Consider the following 20054-nt stretch of genomic DNA (forward strand, 5'->3'; position numbering starts at 1 on the left):
TACATATTTTTACCGAATATGCCTTTTCTCCTCTGTTTTCAAACCCTTAGACGTTTTGACACTCGGAACTTCCGTTATAATTTCCAATAGCAGACGTGGTTGGGCATTCTAATTGAAAACAAAGGGAGAGTCATGTTCAAAAACATATAAAATGAAGAAAATCCTTACGGGTTTTAGTATTATTGATGAAAAAATAAATTTTATTGCCTTTATAGTAGTACCTCAGTCTCTGATACCATTGGAAACAGGGAATAAGGTGAAACTATTGCTTCACATTGCTGTCAATGACAGATTGGGCTCTCACCGGTATTTTCTATTTATCATTGCAAATGCCCTATCGCCTGAGACCGGCGCTTTTTTTAATCATTGTTAGCGGAACTAACTGTAAAGGCAATTTATTTTATAAGTAAAACTCCCTAATTGTTGGAAATGTACTTACTGATTTCTGCGCTGTTGCAACTATATTCCGCAAGAAACTTAGCTAATTCATCTCTGACTATTTCTCTTACCTCATCTCTGTCGGGCTTTTGGGAAAGCTCATATTTTATTTCAGCCAGTTTTTTTTTAGTTTCCACCGCAGCCGTCTCTAATGCTTCCACTCTGAGATCAAGCCCATCCAGCCGCCTCTTAAGCTGCACTATTATCTCTTGCATCTCCTCAATCGTTTTCATATCATTATCTTTCTCTTTCATGCCACCTCCGGAAATTTACATTCATACCAAGTTGCATTCAATCGTCTAACTTCGTTGGCTTCGTCAAAAGCTCCTCAACGTACTAAACAGTACGCCTGCGTCGCCTTCTCCTTGCCGCCTTGTTATACTTCTGAATGCAACTTGGTATCAGCTATTGTAACAAAAAACTTTCTTGCTAATCAAGAACATATTTTATACCAAGTAGCCGGCAATTCTCGATGAGGCTTAAAAAGCATTGAAGCAAATAGCGGGATATTCTGTTTTTAGGTTCTATAACGTTTAGAGAGTGTAGAAAAATAAGAAGTAGTCCCTGTCGCTTAAAAAGGGTAGCCTTCAGTTTGTAATACGCATCATTGCCGGCCTGCCCGCCCTACCCTTTTTTATCCTGTAACAAAATCCGTGCAATAGCCTCTGTTTTGCTTTTAATCTCGGCATGTCTTACAGGGTTTTCCTTCTCAATCAGAAAACCAAGTGCACTTTCATAGGCTTGTAAGGCTTTAATAAGGTTTTCTTCCTTGTTGTCTATAAAGGAAAGACTGTAACACATGTTGCCCAGGTTAAATAATATTGATGTGTATTTAGCCGGATATTGTTCTTCCATAGCTGGGATTTTGAGGGCTTTCTCAAAGCTACGAATCGCCTTCATGATATTTTGCTCTTTGTCTGTCAGCTCTGAGAGGCTGTTATAAGCATTTCCCAATGCCGATTGAGTCTTAAAATACTCCTCCGGCGTACTCTCCGGCACATAGACTTTCAAGGCTTCCTTGTATGCGAAAATAGCCAGCTTAAGGTTTGCCTCTTTTTCAGCAGTCTCAGCATATAAGAAATAGGCGTTTGCCACATTTATCTGAGCCATGGCATAGTCCATGGGAGATGTTTCAAAAGTATATACCCTGAGGGTTTCCTTAAAAGCCTGTATAGCCTTTTTCAAATTACCACTCTTGTCTTGTACCTCGGCAAGAGCGCCGTATGCGCTGCCCAGATTATTTTGAAGCATACCATATTCGGAAGGAAACTCCACATATGTTCGCACCTTTATAGCCTCCTCATACGCACTTATGGCTTTATTAAGATACACCGCCCTGTTTTCAACCTCTGAAAGATCACAGTAAACATTACCAAGGTTGGTTTGCGTCTCGGCATAATCTCCTGCATTACTAACAAGGGTACGTACTCTTAACGCCTTCTCAAAAGACTCCGCCGCTTTACCCAGGTTTTCCTGCTTATCCCTGTACCGTGATAGTTCCCACAGAGTGTGGCCAAGGCTGTTGTGTGTTATTCCGTACTCCTTTGGATGCTCATGATCTGTTCTGCCCCTAAGAGCCTCAGTAAAAGCCCTAACAGCACGGTTCAGGTTTTCATCCCTGTCTTTAAGCTCACTCAACGCTCTGTAGGCAAGCCCCAGGCTGTTTTGGATGTTGCCGTATTTCAGTGCATCGTCATTTAGATTATACACCGTAACCGCCGCTTCAAAAGCCGATATAGCATCAAGTAAATCATTGTCCATCCCCTGTAGCTCATAAATTGCCCAACATGTATTTCCAAGATTCATATTCACCATGCCATAGTCAAACGGTTTATCCTTAAACTTAAAAACCGTGAGCGCTTCATTATAGGCGGATTTCGCTTTCTTCAGATACTTCTCTTTTTCATCACCAAGGGCTAATTTGCGGTAACAAATCCCTATGTTGTTTTTTATGTGCCCATAAACCACCGGAACCTTCCCTGGAGAGATGTCAACAATTATATCAACATACGTATTCAAAGCCTCCTCTGAAAAGCCGTCCTCCAACAGTTTATCCGCAGCCGCAACTCTTTCGGTATAAACTGAAACCACTTTCCTTTTCTTTAATACCCTAAGTAGAAAAAATAACGATATAATAACTAAAATAACTCCTGCACCTATGCTAAACAATAGGGTATCAACTACCATCATTTACTCCCGCCTCCAACGTTCGGTAAAAAAAACTCCCGAGCCTCGAATAAAATGTATATTGATTATACACTTAACGGCAAAAAAAAACCTGCCGATTAAAGTTTTTTTTCATTCATAATACTCTCAATAGCCTCAGTGGCGGCTTCTGAGACATCCTTTACTGCATCCCCCTTAAGCTTACTTAAATGCTCTATGTGAGAGTCTCCGCCGATAATACCAAAGCAATAAGCAGCATCCCCTCTGACAAGAGGGCTTTCGTCCTCTAAAAGCGGCAGCAACATATCAGCCAGCTCATCCCTCCACGGCAGCGCCACCAGTTCTTCAACAAGGGCTATAGCACCGATTCGTACCCTCATTCTCTCATCCCTGATAAGTCTGACAATGAGACTACAGGCATCTCTGTCGGCCTTAAACATTGACACAATATTATCCAGAAACCCCTTTTCCATGTAATCCGCCACCATATCACCAAAGGATTGGTTATCATCAGTCTTACCATACATTTCTTCCATCATCAGGCACCAGGAATTAAAACTTTAAACAGGGCGCCATCTTCTGAATTCTCAACAGTCAGCCTGCCGTTCATATTATTTTCTACAATTACTTTAGACATGTAGAGCCCTATCCCAGTGCCTTTTCCCTGCTCTTTTGTTGTAAAGTAGGGTTCAAATATTCTGTCCATGGTCTCCTCCGCAATTCCCCCCCCGTTGTCTTTAACCATTATCACAATATTGCCATCCTCCGTGTCCACCTCTATACGAATTTCTCCATGGCCTGTTAAAGATTTACCTGTTGATTTAGCTTTATCTCTTTTTTCGCTTATAGCATCTTTGGCATTATTGATCAAATTAAGCATAACCTGTTTAAACTCATTTGGATGACCAAAGGACAACGGCAGGTCAGCCACCTTAGACTCTATCTGAGTATTTACAGAATGACTCTTAAGTTGGGCGTGTAAAATAGACAAAACCTCATCAATCACAGCGATAACGTTAAATTTTATTTTCTCCTTTGATGGTTGGAAAAAATTTCTGAAATCATCAATTGTTGCAGACATGTACTTAATTTGAACCATAGACTTAGACACTATTTCATGTATGCGCTCCCTGCTTAACTCTCCATATATATAGGAGTCCTCGATGTCCTGTATAAGCAGGGCAATAGAGCTAAGCGGCTGTCTCCACTGATGGGCTATGGCGCCTATCATCTCCCCCATAGAGGCCAGTTTTGACTGATGCATAAGCAGGCGTTCTCTTTTTTGATTTTTCTCTATCTCACTTGAGACCTCTTCTTTAAGGCTTTCATTGAGTGTACACAGCTCATTCTGAAGCCTCCTTCTTGCCGTTATATCCTCTTTTACCGCAAGAAAATGGATTATATCTCCCTCATCATTTTTTATCGGTACTATTTTTACAGATTCCCAGTACAGGTCTCCATTTTTCTTTTTATTTAATAATTCACCGTACCAGTCATCACCATTTTTTATTTTTTCCCACATACCTTCGTACACTTCAGGCGGTGTTTGCTCAGATTTTATAATGCTGGGTTTTTTGCCCAGAACCTCCTCAGGCAAATAACCGGTTAAGTGGACAAAATGCGGGTTTACATACTCTATTTCCGCATCCTTAGAGGTTATTACAACAGTTACAGGGCTGTTTTGCACTATTAACTCAAAGAGCCTCAATTTTTCCTCAACAACCTTGCGTTGTTCTATCTGATTTCTCAACAGCTCATTTATGTACTTAAGTTCGGACGTCCGGTTGGCAACCTCAGCGTCTGTCTTATCTTTTGCGCTCTTAAGAATAAACCACTGCGCATGTAACTTTCTTAGTAACACAATCAGAGCCACCGCCGTTATAACAAAAACAGCAACATGTATAGACAAGGCATTAATCCTCTGGGGTTTCATCAAAGTATAGATTGATGAGGCCGGATACGTTACACTTATCCCACCCCTGATGTCTCCGACTGCATACCCCTGTGCGGCATGGCATTTCATACACGGCTCTTTAACCCTAAGCGGAGCCATGTACCTGTAGGTGCCGTCTTTGATGCCTCCTATCAGCTCAATTGCCTCGGCAGTACCGGACTCAAACATCTTTAAGTATTTCTCTTCCTGGTTATCCGCCCTGTTTTCAGGCCGCAGGGGTTTTAAACTTGTTATATGAAATGATGTATCACTCAGACCTTTAGATATTTCACCTATTTGCCTTGTCATATAGGCCGGATTAATCAGAGTCAGCTTCAGGCCGGTTACCGTGGTTATATCTCTGTTGGGAACATTCAAGTATGGATTGGGCTGTGCCTTTTCCGAGATTATAGCATAGAGCCCGCCGTGGCCGGCACTCCAGAGACGGGAGAGTTCTATAAACCTGAAAATATTTCTGCCCTTCTCTAAAGCCATATTCCTCAGAACATTATTTTGGTTGGCTAAATCCCACGCTAAGGAAGCAAACACCATGACCGCCCATATAAATACCGGTAAGACATAGTACAATCCTGACCTCATATAACCACTTACTGAAAACAACCAATCCTCCTAAGTAACTCTTTGTATGTGTTTGCTTTTAAAGCCTTTCCTCTATCTGCCATTCCAGCCCCCGAGCTGGAATCCTTTCCTTTTTTGGCTTAAAAAACAGGCTTTATACGGCAATCGAACGCTCTTGACATATTTGGTTCTCTTAGTTTATCACTTTATTACCCTATATATCAAATTTTAAATGTGCAATTAACGAAACCAGAGCCGGAAGGTGGAAATTTTTCTTGACAAATAATGCATGTATGCTTAAAATTGCAGAGTTTATACCAAGTTGCATTCATTCGATTAACTTTGTTGGCATCGTCGAAAGCTCCTTGACGTACGCTCCCCTAAAAGGGGAATCCCCTGTAAGGGGAGGTCGCTTTCTCCTTGCCGCCTCGTTACTCTTTTGACTGCTACTTGGTATTAGTCTTAGCAGCAACTGAGGTGCTTTTAATGATGCACAACCGTTTTAATAAAACAACACTGGTTTTACTTATCGTGGCTGCCGCCATGGTTGTTTATTTTCCGCTTAGGGAAAACGGCTTTATTAATTGTGACGACCCACAGTATGTCACAGAAAACTCATATGTAGGTGACGGCCTCACGCTGGAGGGATTGAAATGGGCATTTAATACCAACTATTTTTTTAACTACCATCCCCTCACATGGCTTGCCCACATGTCTGACACTCAGATTTTTGGTGTAAACCCCGCAGGGCATCATTTGACAAGCCTTATTCTCCACATTGTAAACACCCTCCTGCTGCTTGTGTTTCTTGAAAGGCTCACAATCCCCCCCTTACAGGCACTCTTTATAGCTGCACTCTTTACCCTGCACCCTTTAAATGTTGAATCTGTGGCATGGGTATCGGAAAAGAAAAATCTCTTATATACAACATTTTGGTTTCCATCGCTTATTGCTTATTTAAAGTACGGGAAAACTCTCAAAAAAAATTACTACTTTCTCTGTTTCACTTTTTTTGTACTAAGTCTGTTGTCTAAACCTATGGCTGTGACCTTGCCTGTTGTGTTGTTTCTTCTTGACTTTTGGCCACTCAGACGATTTTCAAAACTTTCAATTGCCGAGAAAATCCCCTTTATAATTCCAGCTTTTTTAAGCAGTCTGATAACCTATAATCTTCATGCAGAGGGCTCAGCGATTGCCACACTAAGCGTATTTCCCCTTACATCCCGCATCGGATACTCTATGGTGTCATACGTAAATTACATTTTAAAAATGATATGCCCGGTTAACCTGATTCTTTTCTATCCATACCCTGAGGGTTTCATAACTTTAAAATTTATTTTTTCCGCCTTATTTCTTATAGTAATTACATTTTTAGCTTTCAAATTGAGAAAAACACACCCGTATTTTCTTTTTGGGTGGGCATGGTTTCTTATCGTACTTTTCCCTGTCAGCAGAGTTTTTTTTGCCGGACGTGACCCCATGTCAGACCGCCATGCTTATCTCTCAGCCATAGGAATATTCATTATTGCAGCAGCAGGATTACCGGACTTACTTAAACACAAGAGCCTGGATAAATACAAAGAAAGTGCTTTTCTAAAAACAAATGGACAGAACACAGCAGCCGTATTGCCGGTTTTCATCTCAGTAGCCATACTATCTGTTTTTTCCATCATATCCCTCAGGCAAGTGCAACGGTGGAGGGACTCGCTGACTCTGTTTAGTTATGCCGTCACCGTATCACCGCGCAGTTTTCAGTCGTACAATAACTACGGGGCGGAGCTGATTGCCCATGGAAGGTACTCAGAGGCTATTAATCTCTTACAAAAAGGGCTTGAGATTAATCCCTCCTCCCCATCACTTAATTATAAAATGGGATATGCCCTTACAAAGCTTGGCAGAATTGATGAGGCTTACGATTATTATTCTAAAACCAAATTTTCGAGTTCACAGATAAGCGAGGCTTTTTATTATAAACGGGAAGGACTAAGATATCTGAAAGATAAAAAATACCTTCAGGCGGTGCGCTATCTTTCTCTCTCATTAGAGATAACGCCCGGTGATGTTGAAGCTATCAACAACAAAGGGATAGCGCTTATGGGATTAGGCAGATTGGTTGAGGCAGCAGAGATGTTTACGGCAGGGCTTACGATTAATCCTAAAAGCCCTGAAATGCTCTATAACAAGGCACTGGCATTGAAACAAAACGGCAACACTGCAGGGGCATTGGAGTGCCTTGCAGCAGCACTAAAACTTGCCCCCGAATCCAAAGTAATAAGAAAAGCTATAGAGGATATATCCTCACAGCGGTAATATCATAAAAAGCCGTTATACCAAGTAGCATTCATTCGATTAACTTTGTTGGCTTCGTCCAAAGCTCCTTGACGTACGAGCATAGTACGCCTTTGTCGCTTTCTCCTTGCCGCCTCGTTACTCTTTTGACTGCTACTTGGTATTAGGGCGAATAATTATTCGCCCCCGCCTTTCTGATTTCCAAAAGAAACTTAACATCCCTCCTGGTTATACACCCTGCGGCGTATAAGCCCGCAAAAAAAACAAAAACCCCAAACGCAGCCTCCGCCTGCCATGGTAAATATCCCTTTATTACATAACACAGAGTACCGCTAAACAAAGTTATCAGCAAAAATCTTATGTATAACCACGGTTTGAAAGCACCATTAACATCTTTATTGATTATATACATACGAACGATAAAAACACTGTAAATCGTTACAAGCGCTGCATAGACACACCCAGCGGCGTGCACAACCGGAATAAGCAGAAAATTTAACAGCACATTTACAGAAACAGCAATTGTCATGGACACACAGGCAAACCACTGCCGCTGCGTTGCCTGAAGCACTATGTCTGTAAGATGGCCAAGAAAAATCGCCGGCACTATCCATATGAGATGTTTAAGGATATAGGCACTGTCTGAAAATTTAGCACCAAAGACGGCAGTAGTAATCTCGGTTGAGTTAACCGCCGTAATAAACGAAAAACATAAGCCCAGAGCCAGCAGCGGTTTAGTAAGCTGATTAATAAAATCACCGCTTGCAGACTTGCCGCTTACCCACAGGTTAGCCATCCTCGGATATGCCGCCATAGTTATACCACTAGGTATAAACATTCCCACAAGGACTATCTTATACGCCCCGTTATATAACCCAACCGCACTGAGAGTCTCATACTTTGCCAGTATCACCTTGTCTATATTAAAGAAAACCTCACCCATAAATGCTGTTAAAGCAAACGGAACAGAGTTTTTAAGAATTGTCAACATTTTTATATTGCCGTCATCTCCACCTGTTTTGTAATTGTTAAAATACCTCTTAAAAATAAACAGTGACATAAACATGACTACAACAGCTGAAAACAGATAAGGCAGCATCAAAAGCGGCATCTTTATGCCGATTGCCAACAGAATCAATATTGCCGCTGCACAGAGAAACCTAAAAGTAACTGTTAAGGCGCTCTCTATTTCCATCCTCTCAATCCCCATAAACGGCGCCCTTAGAATTGAAGAAATATACACAAAGGCTGTGGCAAACGAAAAAATCACTATTCCATAAAACTCCCTTTTTCCATATCCAGCCATATAAGCTGTAATAAGGGAAAGCACCACCGCACACACACACAGAACCAGACGCAGAGTAAAAATTCTTTTTAAATATCCCCTCCCTATCTCTCTGTTCTTTCCAACCTCCTTAACTAAGAAATTCCCAAGCCCGCCGTCATAAAAATAGTAAAACAAAGAAACAAAGGACATTACCAGTGTGTATAAACCAAATTCCACGGCGCCAAGTTTTCTCGAAATAAAAACTATGATTAACAAACTCAGAATCTTTTCGACAACCTGTGATGCCGTAAGAAATGATATGTTCCTCAGCAGTCCCATTTAGTGCCTGAAAGTTTCAACATCACCTTAGGTTTGCCTTAGCAATTTCAAGATTAACGAGAGCCTCCTTGAAATCCGGTCTGAGTTCAATAGCTCTTTGCAGGGGTTTTATCGCCCTTTGGGGCTGCCCGGACATTATAAGAGCGCTGCCCAGACCATTAAATGCCTCAGGGGGCGCCATTGCAGACTCTGAGGCTATAGTAAAAATTTTGACTGCTTCCTCTATACGTTTTTGATAAATAGACACATTTCCCAGATTAACCATAGCATCAGTATAGTCCGGCTGCAAATGCAGAGCACTCCGGTAAGCGCTCTCAGCTTCCGTTAGTTTACCTTGTGCGGCATAAACATTTCCAAGATAAAAAAACGCCTTTGCATCGTAAGGATTTAAATTTACAGATATCTTTAAATTCTCCAACGCCTCCGCACTTTTCCCTGCAGCAAGGTACGTTACCCCAAGGTTATAGCGGAGCAGGGCTGAGTTTGGCGCTATGCTTAATCCCCTGTTTAAGTATTGAAGCGCTGTTGCTTGTTGTCCCCGGGCTGTGATTATTGCAGCCAGCGCTATGTATGCCTCAACACATTTGGGGTTTAATTGCAGAGCTATATTTAAGTTTTCAAGCGCCTTATCGAAATTACCCTCATACATGTATGCTATACCTATACCGGCCCTTGCATCGGCATAGTCAGGTTTTATTGAAAGAGCCGCTGAATAGTTTTTCAGAGCCTCTGAAGTTTTCCACTGTCTCTGGAGCACTTCGGCTAAATTATTGTATAAAACATAATTATTTTCCGTCACACTGATTCCATGCCTCAAAAGAGTCTCAGAATCTTTCCACCTTGAAATCTGCTTAAATGAAATCAACATAAAGACAAAAATGGTTATTGCCGCCGCCGCTGTAACACAATATTTAGCATACTTTTGAAGAGACTCCGTCACAAGGCAGGCAATGATAATAAACAAACCAACATAGGGCACGTATGTGTATCTGTCCGCCACAGACTGAGAACCTGCCTGAATTATACCGATAACCGGTGATATTGTCACTAAGTAAAAAAACCAGCCGGTAAAAATATAAGGACGTTTCTTTAAATATTTAACGGCTAAAAAAGTCATTGCCGTAATCAGAGCTGCACAAACCAACACTTCCCATACAGCAATACCGGCTCTGTATGGATAAAAGACAGACATATTTACAGGAATGAAAAGTTTGCTTACATATTCAGCCAAAGAAATAACGGCATTGCCAAGACGAATTATTAAAGCAACCGGCTGCTTTGTCTCAACAGCTCCGGCACTTTTCTGTACCAGATATGTTACGACTGAAATTACAATTGAAAAAAAGAAAAAAGGAATTTTCTCATAAATTATTGAACGATTACGCTCTCTGCCGCTAAATCTCTCTAACGGGTATATGTCTGCAATCAATAACACAGCCGGTAATGTTACCGCCATAGCTTTCGACATCAGAGAGCAAATAAAGGCAATCAATGTAAAAGTATATTTTAACGCTGAGGGCCTTTTAGCGTAATCAACATACAGAAGCATTGAAAGAAAAAAGAAAAAAGCATAAAGCACATCTTTCCTCTGGGAAATCCACGCAACCGGCTCCACATGCATAGGGTGTGTTGCAAAAGCAAGAGCCGTAAATAAACTAATTCCGTCAGAGTGAAACAGTGCACGCATCACATAAAACAACACTATTGATGCAGCCACATGCAGGGCAACATTAATAAGATGGTGACCATAGGCCTTTAAACCAAACACGGACACAGCCGACATGTTGGAAATCTCTACAAGTGGAGACCAATTACCATTGGTTGTTGCCTTAAAAGCAGGTATAAAACTTTTCAATGTAAACCCATTTAAGACAAGTGGATTATTAGTAATATAAACAGGGTCGTCGTAGTTAATAAAATCAAAAGACATAACCTGAAAATAAATTCCCGCTATTGAAGCCAATATAACAATTGGAGGAATAAGGAATTTAAAATTTCCAGCTATAGTATATCCTGATCTCAGATAATGAGTACCTTCAAAGCTGTTTTGCCTTCAGATACAAGGCCCTGGCAATCTCGAGATTCTTTTTTGCCTTCTGGTCGGAAGCATTTTGAGAAAGAGCTTTTGTAAAATATGCTGCTGCTTCCTGATATTTTCCATTTTTCATCAAGACCACCCCTATACCGTTGTACGCCTCAGGGAAATAGGGCCTTGTTTGAATGGCAGCATTAAATGACTCTATGGCTTTTTCGTACCTGCCGATAAAAAACAAAATATTTCCCAAATTGACATATGCATCACCATAATCAGGTTTAAGAGTTACCGCCTTATTAAAACAAGCCAGCGCTGCTTTGTAGTTATCAGTAAAGTCATTTTCAAAAGTAGTTTTTAAAAATTCAGCTATTTGAGGTTTTTTATTGAAATCCTCCATTTTTGACAATGTAATACCAAGACCGTTATATGCCTCAGGTAATGATGGATTTATAAACAGAGCATCCATAAATGCCTCGGCGGCAGCCTCTGTCTGTTGCAAACCATTTAAGGCAATGCCCATCCCCACGTAGGCAAGAACATAGTTTGGCACAACTCTGACAGTTTCTTTAAAGTTTCCATAAGCAGCTTCAAATTGCCCCCTGTTGTTGAGTTCACTTCCAAGATTGTAGTGGGCAATATAATTATCAGGCCGGACACTTGCACTGTGCTGAAAAAGACTCATCGAATCACTCCAGTACCCTGCCTGCTTTTTAGTTAAACAAGTGTAATATATCAAAATGCCGGAGACAGCAATAATTAACACTAATTTGCCGATTTTTTTCTTTTCAAAATAACTATTCAACGGCATCGCTATAACAAGAAAAAGTCCGAGAAAAGACACATACGTGTATCTGTCGGCAATGGCCTGTGCACCGGCCTGTATAAAACCTATAACCGGCAGAAGCATCACTATAAACCAAAACCACCCTGTAAATAGATATGGAATTCTTTGAGAAAACTTTACAGCCAGAAAGCTTATAATTACAATTATCAAAAAGGATGGAATAAACTGAAGTACTGATATTGACGTTGGATACGGATAAAAAACGGAAAGATTCATTGGTACAAACATCATATATATATATTTAACGTAAGACAAGAAAGCATTTTCAAGCCTGATAACAAGCGATAGTTCCGATGAAACAGCACCCTGTGTATCCTGAGCACTATAGGTAATCAGACTCATAAGGGCTGAGAGCATAAAAAATGGGATTTTCTCCATAACACAACTCAGCACCGTCCTTGTTGGAAACCCTTGTTTTTCATCGTATCTGATTCTGCCAAGCGGCCAAAAGTCAAGAATAAGCAAAATAAGAGGAAGCGTAACCGCCATCGGTTTAGACATAAGAGAAAGGGCAAAGGTTAGAAAAACCATTGTATATCTCAAACTTCCCTGCTTTTTAACATAATAAGAATAAGCATAAATTGATATGAAATAAAAAAACGTATAGAGTACGTCCTTTCGTTCTGAAACCCACGCTACCGACTCTGTGTGCATAGGGTGAACGGCAAAAGCTAAAGCAGCAAAGGCGCAGGGAAAAACAGGTATTGATATAGCCCTGAAGGTAAAAAATATTAACAATGCGTTTAATGTATGAATAATAACGTTTACAAGATGGTGTCTGCCTGCATTCATACCAAATAATTCGGTCGCACTCATGTGAGAAAGCCATGAAAGAGGAATCCAGTTATAGCTATATGTTGTAACAAATGCCCATTTAATGCTTTTAAGAGTCAATCCATCCTGTACATAAGGATTTTGAGTTATGTTCATGTGGTCATCGTAGTTAATAAAAGAAAACCCCGTCACATCGTAATATGCAAAAAAGGTTAACCCAATGATTGCTGCAATAATTACAGTATTTTTAAAAATTTCACCTTTATGAGTGTCTTCCATTATTTGTCTCCGTAGTTATTACTAAGGCCGATATGGGTAGTATAGCAATTTTTAAGATGTTTTTCCAGATATAAAAAAGTACCTGTTAACCTCTCATTGCCGAGACCCTTGAGTACAGATGCTCAAGCTGGGAGTCTTCAAGGTCGTTTATTGTATTTAATCCGTAAATTTCATATATGTAATTATCCAGGCCTTTTCTGGTCCAACCAAGCTCCTTAATGGTTATTGCTATGATATCTGAACAGCGTTTTTTTCTGCTCAGTGCTCTGTCCTTATCAGGTAATGCTTTTGCTTTTTTTAGCTTTCCTATCCATCTTTGCAGGTAAGCTTCCACTTTTTGAAATTCCACTTCTTTGATTTGCCTGTAGTATTGTACTTTAAAGTGCTTAGTAAGAGCATTATAGACAGCTGCATGGCTTTTGGGTCTTGCACTGACGTCTTTTTCCAGCTCCACAATCATTTGAGCAAGCGCATGGAGTTTATCCGCCTGTGCATCTGTTAAGTCTCCATTTTTGTACATATAATTACATGTCCCGTCCTGATGGGCAACATCTTCCTCACTAATGCCTCTTGTTGTATCGCCTGCATTTGCACCTGTGCTTACTATTACTTCTCTTGGCTTCGGTGATTTATCAGTCCTCAGCAGCTCATCCACCGTGATTCCACCAATGTCTGCCAATTTTATAAGAATATCGGCCCGGGGTAATTCCTTTGCCTTACAGTAGCCTGCTAATCTACCGGGACTTATTCCCAACATGTTAGCCAGCATCCTGTAAGTCAGCCGGTATTGAGCCATCAACTGGCCTGTATAATCTCCAATCCTTCTTTTTAAATCCATATTAAAACTCTAAATATGAAACACATAATAATAATTGACACTATGTTCCAATTATGCTACAGTATAAGCATGAACAACAATAAAAGCATTATGTTCCAATTATGGAACAATACATTTACTCTTAAACTGATAAATACCCGCAGTTTAAACACTCCTTATAACCCGGATATGACATGTAATGAGCTGCGATTTCCTACTTTACATGTCGTTACAACCTATACTGTTATGTATTTTAAACATTTCAAAAGTATTAATCAACGCTTCAGAGACATTACAAGTTATAGATGCAAAAAAAATCAGAGGGGGCTCAGGCGCTAATGAATATTTCAGATGAGATTAATTTATTTTTTGAGATTGACCCGATAAGGGATGAGTTAACAAAGGGGCCGGAGTTTTATACACTCAATGAGGCAGCAAAGATATTGAAAATGAGTTACATAACGATGTACCGGCTTGTGGAAATAGGAGAGCTGGCAGGCTCTAAAGTAGCCGGCAGGTGGCGAATACCAAAAACTGCGCTACAGTTGTATCTTGAAAGCAGGCATCCTTTTAACATGGGAGATTAATACCAAGTTGCAGTCATTCGATTAACTTTGTTGGCTTTGTCACAAACTCCTCAACGTCTCCCCAAAGGGGAATCCCCTGTAAGGGGAGGCGTCGCTTGTTCCTTGCCGCCTCGTTACTCTTTTGACTGCAACTTGGTATAACGGCACAAGGCACATTGCAAGTGTCAGGATATGAATTAATATAATTGAAAATAAGGCTAAGTTTTTTGTATGAATTTAAGAAGCTCCAAAGCGGCCTCCTTTGGTCCTTCCTGAGCATAACCTTTTATAGCCAGCCTTGTTCTTATCTGCCCTACCCTGACACCGGTGTCAAACATCTTATTAAAATAAAACGCTGCCAGTTCCTCGTGTATTTCCCGTCTTTGCGGGGCGCCAAAGGGATTTGCAAAGTAGGTATTAACAATTCCCTTTTCATCCGTCGTGCCCTTGGCGCACCTTGCGCCGTTTCTGAACACCTCAAGAGCTTCACCGGCATTACCGAACAAATCTATTATCTTCTTTTGGCTGTCAACATCTTCATAATTATTAGCATAGAGCACTATATCTATGTCAAAACCTTTAGTGATGTAGTTATACGTTGTAACGGGAATAATGAGCCTTGCGTTAATCTTATCCGGGTTCATAAAAATACTTCTGTCTATCTCCTCGTATGCGTAACCCGGGTGCAGGTCGTCAAGGCGGACAAATGCACCTATTTCAGTGCCGTAACCAACGAGTTCGCCGTCATCATTCAAAGCAAGTGAGCCCATATCATCAAAAACAACTGTAATGTCCCTGATATGCTCCTGTGCAAGAGTGCGGAGGGCTTCAAGGGATTCAGACTTTCCGGCCCCGCTGTCGCCTATAATTACAATGCCTGCACTGGAGCCGTCTTTGAGAGTCAGATACACCATAGCGCCATGAACCGGCAGGCGTTTGCGCTTTAGCATTGTCATATTGTGTAGGGTCAGGGGTAGCTTCTTAAAATATCCGAAATAATCTATGTCCTCAGAATGTTGTACAAGACCGATAAACATTTTGTTTTGCCCGTCCTCGTAAAAAGCAGTGCCGGCGGTAATATCCACGGTTTTCAACCCATAGAAAAGTAACATATCAGGGCGTTTATTTTCTATATCCTCGTAGTCGGAAATTTCAAACAGGTTGCAAAGTGAAAGGGCCTGAGAGATAAAGTCCTGATGAAAGTATATAAAAGCCGTCAGTGGGCCAACTTTTGCAGGATAACAAAACCACTGCTCATTGACAAGCAGTATCATGTCCTCGGTTAGTTTTTTTATCTCCTCGAAACTCCCCTTTCTTGTATTTGCCTTAGGATACAGGATAAGGGGCGACTCCATTATCGTAAGACGGATAAATGGTATCTCTCTGATTCTCTGATAGAGCTCAGGGCAGTCCCACTGAATTCTCTCAAGAAGCATACCCATGTTTGCCCCTGCCGGGAGTTGTCTGTACGAGCGGGGGTTGCTGCCTATCAGGTTTTCTCTAATCTGCCTGTAGGTTTCAAGCACAAGATTTTTCAGTTCTGTGTTGGTCTTTATAAACTGGGAGTGGTGAATGCTTGAGGTGGTATATCTTGAGCGTTTGGGCGCCTCCATATATAAAAATCTCTCAAAACGCCTCCAGTAATTATAAAGTTCTTCCACAAATTCCAAAACGCTGCTTTTCTCGGAAAGCACCTTATTGTATGTGTTACCGAGGGCTGCTATCTCCGCCGCCGTGTGTGTTGCAAGAAGTCTGAAAAGACCAGCCATATACATAGGCAGGCTGCCTTGTTTTCTTAGCGGCACATTTGCTTTTATATGGCTATAGATATGCGATTCTTTCGAGGCAATGCGTTCAATAAAGCGGGTTAGAATTTCCATAAAAATATCACTTTGCAGAAGTAATGCAGGTGAGTCGCAGTAATTACCGGAAATATCAAAAATTATCTTCCCCCGTGTCATGACGTAGGGTTTTCTCTTACCTGGCATCTTTCACCTCAAAAATTCATAATATTAAAAAAATCTTGTATAAACTTTAACATTGTAGCAGATTTTTCAGAATTAATGCAAAAAATTTAACGAATATTTAAAAAATTGGAGGGATTTATATAATGATAGTAAAGCAGCGCACTGAACCACCCTCAGAATAAACACAGTGAGTTTTTATGTTTCTGGTTATACATTGTTTTGGTCATAGGCGTGTAGGTTTACATCATCATATAATATGAGCTACAATTTATTGGGTTCAAATAACTGTTTTACGAGACATCAATGAATAATTTCCATGAAAAGTCCAATTTTATTTGGCAGGTTGCCGATGATATTTTAAGAGGTACATTTAAACAACATGAATACGGGGATGTTATACTTCCGTTTGTAGTGCTCAGGCGTTTAGATTGTGTTTTTGAACCCAAGAAAGATGAAGTAATTAAATCCTACCAAAAGCTCAAGGATGTGCTCCCTGAATATTATGCTGTTTTAAAGGGGGTAAGTGGTTTAAATTTCTATAACACCTCAGACTATGACATTAAAAGACTTTCACAGGATGCAAAGAATATCGAACTTAATTTCAACAATTATATAAATGGTTTTAGTAAGAATGTCTATGACATTATAGAGAACTTTAAAATAGGCAATGTTGTTGCCAAACTCTCTAAAAATAATTTGCTTTTAATGTTAATTACTAAGTTTGCCGAGATAGACCTCCATCCCGATGAAGTTTCTAATCACGAAATGGGCTACATATTCGAGGAACTGCTTAGAAGATTCTCTGAAATGTCTAATGAGACAGCAGGGGAGCACTACACCCCCCGTGAAGTCATTCGGCTTATGGTTAATCTTCTTCTTGATGAACATCAGGATGATATTAAGAGCAAGGGCATTATTCGCCGTGTTTACGACCCTGCATGTGGAACAGGTGGTATGCTTACTATCACGAAGGAATATATTCTTTCAAGAAATCCAAATGCTGAGATATTACCTTATGGTCAAGAAAGTAATGACATTACATACGCTATTGCTAAATCCGATATGCTTATAATGGGTGAGGATTCTGAAAACATAAAATATGGTTCAAGTTTTACGGAGGATGGGTTGAAAGATATGAGGTTCAACTATATGTTAAGTAATCCTCCCTTTGGGGTGAGTTGAAAAAAAGAACAGGAAGTTATTGAGAATGAAGCACAAGACCCTCACGGCAGATTTTTTGCCGGGCTTCCAAGGGTAAGTGATGGTGCTTTGTTATTTCTGCAACACATGATTTCTAAAATGAAACCGGAAGGAAGCAGGATAGCTATTATCTTTAATGGTTCACCTCTGTTTACAGGTAATGCCGGAGGCGGTGAGAGTAATATCAGGAAATGGATTATAGAAAACGATTGGCTTGAGGCAATAATAGCCCTCCCTACCGAGCTTTTTTACAATACAGGAATTGCCACTTACATATGGATAGTAACAAACAAAAAGCCTGAGCGTCGTAAAGGAAAGGTTCAACTTATTAATGCTGTCGGTTTTTATGAAAAGATGCGAAAGAGTCTTGGGAATAAAAGGAATTATATCTCTGATGAACAGATACAGAAAATAACGGAGATTTACACGGAGTACAGTCAGGGCAAGTATTGTAAGATATTTGATAACAGGGAATTTGGTTACACGAAAGTCACCATAGAGCGGCCTCTTGTTAAAAACGGTGTGGCTGTAAAGGATAGACAGGGAAAACCTAAGCCTGATACATCTTTGAGGGATTATGAAAAAGTGCCGCTTAAAGAAAGCATAGAAGAGTATTTTAAGCATGAGGTGCTTCCCCATGTGCCGGATGCGTGGATGGACAGAAGCAGGGATAAGGTAGGCTATGAGATTAGTTTTACTAAATATTTCTACGAATATAAACCCCTCAGGTCACTTGAGGATATAAGGGCTGAGAGCATCTTCGCAATCTACAGCTTATCGAAGGCAGGTATCCCAATCTCTTCATTGCATCCCACGTGGCATTCATTGCCGGACAAAAAGCTGTATATATTAAACAAAGGGGACTGGATGACAGCTATTATATCAAACTTGTTTTGGCGTATCTTGAAGAGTTCGGAAGTGCATCAAGAAAGGACATTGATGGACTGCTTTTGAATAAATTGCCGGATATACTTAACGAAAAGCAGAAACTCTATAAAATAAACAAAATATTATCGTTGTGGATGTGTAAGAACCTGAAGCTCATCAGAAACACCGGCTCTAAAAAGTCACCGCGATGGGAATTAGCCCAAAAGGGTGAAAATGGCTAATAAAGCTAATAATCTCCAAGCTGATATTGAGCATAATTATGTGTCAATTAAGGCTAATTTATTAGCCGAACAGGCTCTTTTAGGTTAATAACTATGCCTAAGAACTACCTCGAACAAGACTTTGAAGACCATATAGAGGAGCACCTTCTTAACTCCGGTTATCACAAATGCCTGCCGGAGAACTATGACTGTAGCGCTTGTCTATTAACCTCTGGTGTTTTGAAATTTGTTCAGGACACTCAGCCCAAAGAATATAAGAAACTTGAACTGCAATATGGCTCAGAGGCACCAGAGAAATTAATATACCGATTAAATAAAGAAATATCACTTAGAGGAACTCTCGATATTCTGCGTAAGGGTATTTCCGACCGTGGAGCTAATGTTAAACTTGCCTACTTTAAACCAAGCAGCGGAATGAATCCTAAACATGCTGAACTTTACATGCAAAATCGCTTCTCTGTCGTTAGACAGCTCAAATACAGCGCAAGTAATGAAAAATCATTGGATATGGTTATATTCCTAAATGGATTACCCATCATCACTATGGAGCTTAAGAACTCACTTACAGGGCAGACAGTTGAGGAAGGGTTTATCCTTGATGTACTTGAAAACTATACCACCCTCAAAAGATATTTCAAGCTCAAGAAAAAATACGAAGGGGATAAGGAATACGAGAAAAAAAAGGCAGTTCACCTTCTTACAAGTTATGTTGACCTTCAGCCCCATGCTATTGAAAAGAAGACAACTCTTATGCTTGACCATTTTCTCGAACATACTGTGGATACAATACAAAGAAGAGGCAGGGCAATGGTAGTGACACGTTCAAGGCTTCATACCGTCAGATATTTCCTTGAATTTAAGAAGCAGATGGAAGAACGTGGCATTACCTATAAACCTCTTGTTGCATTTTCAGGGGAGGTCGAAGACCTTGATGCTTCTGTTGAATATACAGAGACGGGCTTAAATCAACTTCCCCCTAAAGTAAGTATTCCCGATGCCTGCAAAACTCCTGATTACCGGATTTTAATTGTTGCAGAGAAGTTCCAGACCGGATTTGATGAGCCTATGCTCCATACCATGTATGTGGACAGGAAACTTGAGGGAGTCCATGCTGTTCAGACCTTAAGCAGGTTAAACCGGACTATGAGTTGATTTAGAGAAAATGCTCCGTAATTATCAGGAAAATCAAAGTTTAAAAGATGTTATGGAAGGGAATAATACAAAGGAAGACAAGAAATATAGGTCTGACAAGGAGATTGATGCTCTTTTTATGAAATATGTAAACACCAAGCTGGAGCTTTACAAGAAACTCACAGAACCACAGGTAAACTCCTATATCAAACAAGAGTGGTTTGAACAAATTATGCCAATTCTAAATCAATAGAGCATTATAGCAAAATACAAAAAAACGTTCCGGTTGGAAGCCCGTTATATGGGCATTTGAAGGCTATC

15 protein-coding genes and 1 pseudogene are annotated in these 20054 nt (G+C 40.3%); 7 read left to right on the forward strand and 9 right to left on the reverse strand.

Annotated features, from left to right (window positions below; all coding sequences use genetic code 11):
• Positions 1–112 precede the first annotated feature (112 nt).
• The gene (locus tag H7844_13070) at positions 113–373 is read left to right on the forward strand and encodes a hypothetical protein (protein ID MEO5358209.1); all 261 of its coding nucleotides are present in this window, start codon (positions 113–115) and stop codon (positions 371–373) included.
• A 43-nt stretch (positions 374–416) separates the two neighbouring features.
• On the opposite strand, the gene H7844_13075 is transcribed toward H7844_13070, so the two are convergent.
• The 4 genes from H7844_13075 to H7844_13090 all read right to left on the reverse strand — a co-directional run bounded on the left by H7844_13075 (position 417) and on the right by H7844_13090 (position 5158).
• On the reverse strand, positions 417–692 hold the full coding sequence (locus tag H7844_13075; protein ID MEO5358210.1) for a hypothetical protein: 276 nt from the start codon (positions 690–692) through the stop codon (positions 417–419).
• Positions 693–1062: 370 nt separating this feature from the next.
• Positions 1063–2628 carry a hypothetical protein gene (locus H7844_13080; GenBank protein MEO5358211.1) on the reverse strand — a complete coding sequence of 522 codons (1566 nt, stop codon included), beginning with the start codon at positions 2626–2628 and terminating at the stop codon, positions 1063–1065.
• 95 nt (positions 2629–2723) lie between these two features.
• The gene (locus tag H7844_13085) at positions 2724–3143 is read right to left on the reverse strand and encodes a HEAT repeat domain-containing protein (protein ID MEO5358212.1); all 420 of its coding nucleotides are present in this window, start codon (positions 3141–3143) and stop codon (positions 2724–2726) included.
• Positions 3143–5158 carry a DUF3365 domain-containing protein gene (locus H7844_13090; GenBank protein ID MEO5358213.1) on the reverse strand — a complete coding sequence of 672 codons (2016 nt, stop codon included), beginning with the start codon at positions 5156–5158 and terminating at the stop codon, positions 3143–3145. The genes H7844_13085 and H7844_13090 overlap by 1 nt, the downstream gene beginning before the upstream one ends.
• Positions 5159–5602: 444 nt before the next feature.
• Here H7844_13090 and H7844_13095 point away from each other — a divergent pair, with 444 nt between their 5' ends.
• Complete coding sequence (locus H7844_13095; GenBank protein ID MEO5358214.1) at positions 5603–7426, forward strand: tetratricopeptide repeat protein; 1824 nt, start codon at positions 5603–5605, stop codon at positions 7424–7426.
• 142 nt (positions 7427–7568) lie between these two features.
• On the opposite strand, the gene H7844_13100 is transcribed toward H7844_13095, so the two are convergent.
• The 4 genes from H7844_13100 to H7844_13115 form a co-directional block, all read right to left on the reverse strand.
• Positions 7569–9011, reverse strand: a complete 1443-nt coding sequence (locus tag H7844_13100) for a flippase (GenBank protein ID MEO5358215.1) — start codon at positions 9009–9011, stop codon at positions 7569–7571.
• A gap of 22 nt (positions 9012–9033) precedes the next feature.
• Positions 9034–10941, reverse strand: a complete 1908-nt coding sequence (locus tag H7844_13105; GenBank protein ID MEO5358216.1) for a tetratricopeptide repeat protein — start codon at positions 10939–10941, stop codon at positions 9034–9036.
• Positions 10942–11047: 106 nt separating this feature from the next.
• Positions 11048–12943 (reverse strand): tetratricopeptide repeat protein, encoded by a 1896-nt coding sequence (locus H7844_13110; protein MEO5358217.1) that lies wholly within the window; start codon positions 12941–12943, stop codon positions 11048–11050.
• 85 nt (positions 12944–13028) lie between these two features.
• Positions 13029–13781 (reverse strand): helix-turn-helix domain-containing protein, encoded by a 753-nt coding sequence (locus tag H7844_13115; GenBank protein ID MEO5358218.1) that lies wholly within the window; start codon positions 13779–13781, stop codon positions 13029–13031.
• A gap of 284 nt (positions 13782–14065) precedes the next feature.
• Between H7844_13115 and H7844_13120 the strand changes: the two genes are divergently transcribed.
• Complete coding sequence (locus H7844_13120) at positions 14066–14347, forward strand: helix-turn-helix domain-containing protein (GenBank protein ID MEO5358219.1); 282 nt, start codon at positions 14066–14068, stop codon at positions 14345–14347.
• Between the two features lie 197 nt (positions 14348–14544).
• Here the strand turns inward: H7844_13120 and H7844_13125 are convergent, their stop codons facing one another.
• Positions 14545–16314, reverse strand: a complete 1770-nt coding sequence (locus H7844_13125; GenBank protein ID MEO5358220.1) for a phosphoenolpyruvate carboxykinase — start codon at positions 16312–16314, stop codon at positions 14545–14547.
• Between the two features lie 282 nt (positions 16315–16596).
• Between H7844_13125 and H7844_13130 the strand changes: the two are divergent.
• From H7844_13130 to H7844_13145, 4 genes and pseudogenes are all read left to right on the forward strand, one after another.
• Positions 16597–18246 (forward strand): annotated as a pseudogene (locus tag H7844_13130) (type I restriction-modification system subunit M).
• Positions 18247–18443: 197 nt separating this feature from the next.
• A complete protein-coding gene (locus H7844_13135) occupies positions 18444–18602 on the forward strand; it encodes a hypothetical protein (GenBank protein ID MEO5358221.1) in 159 nt (52 codons plus the stop codon).
• Between the two features lie 93 nt (positions 18603–18695).
• Complete coding sequence (locus H7844_13140) at positions 18696–19754, forward strand: type I restriction endonuclease (protein ID MEO5358222.1); 1059 nt, start codon at positions 18696–18698, stop codon at positions 19752–19754.
• A gap of 52 nt (positions 19755–19806) precedes the next feature.
• Complete coding sequence (locus H7844_13145) at positions 19807–19986, forward strand: hypothetical protein (GenBank protein ID MEO5358223.1); 180 nt, start codon at positions 19807–19809, stop codon at positions 19984–19986.
• Positions 19987–20054: the final 68 nt, after the last annotated feature.

The organism is Nitrospirae bacterium YQR-1, from assembly GCA_039908095.1.
GTDB lineage: Bacteria > Nitrospirota > Thermodesulfovibrionia > Thermodesulfovibrionales > Magnetobacteriaceae > Magnetomonas.

What these genes read in the sequence shown, in the direction of transcription:
- H7844_13120 (MEO5358219.1), top strand. Translation starts at nt 14,066, where the DNA reads ATGCAAAAAAAATCAGAGGGGGCTCAGGCGCTAATGAATATTTCAGAT.
- H7844_13145 (MEO5358223.1), top strand. Translation starts at nt 19,807, where the DNA reads ATGGAAGGGAATAATACAAAGGAAGACAAGAAATATAGGTCTGACAAG.
- H7844_13085 (MEO5358212.1), bottom strand. Translation starts at nt 3,143, where the DNA reads ATGATGGAAGAAATGTATGGTAAGACTGATGATAACCAATCCTTTGGT.
- H7844_13110 (MEO5358217.1), bottom strand. Translation starts at nt 12,943, where the DNA reads ATGGAAGACACTCATAAAGGTGAAATTTTTAAAAATACTGTAATTATT.
- H7844_13125 (MEO5358220.1), bottom strand. Translation starts at nt 16,314, where the DNA reads ATGCCAGGTAAGAGAAAACCCTACGTCATGACACGGGGGAAGATAATT.
- H7844_13105 (MEO5358216.1), bottom strand. Translation starts at nt 10,941, where the DNA reads ATGTCTTTTGATTTTATTAACTACGACGACCCTGTTTATATTACTAAT.
- H7844_13075 (MEO5358210.1), bottom strand. Translation starts at nt 692, where the DNA reads ATGAAAGAGAAAGATAATGATATGAAAACGATTGAGGAGATGCAAGAG.
- H7844_13115 (MEO5358218.1), bottom strand. Translation starts at nt 13,781, where the DNA reads ATGGATTTAAAAAGAAGGATTGGAGATTATACAGGCCAGTTGATGGCT.
- H7844_13095 (MEO5358214.1), top strand. Translation starts at nt 5,603, where the DNA reads ATGATGCACAACCGTTTTAATAAAACAACACTGGTTTTACTTATCGTG.
- H7844_13080 (MEO5358211.1), bottom strand. Translation starts at nt 2,628, where the DNA reads ATGATGGTAGTTGATACCCTATTGTTTAGCATAGGTGCAGGAGTTATT.
- H7844_13100 (MEO5358215.1), bottom strand. Translation starts at nt 9,011, where the DNA reads ATGGGACTGCTGAGGAACATATCATTTCTTACGGCATCACAGGTTGTC.
- H7844_13140 (MEO5358222.1), top strand. Translation starts at nt 18,696, where the DNA reads ATGCCTAAGAACTACCTCGAACAAGACTTTGAAGACCATATAGAGGAG.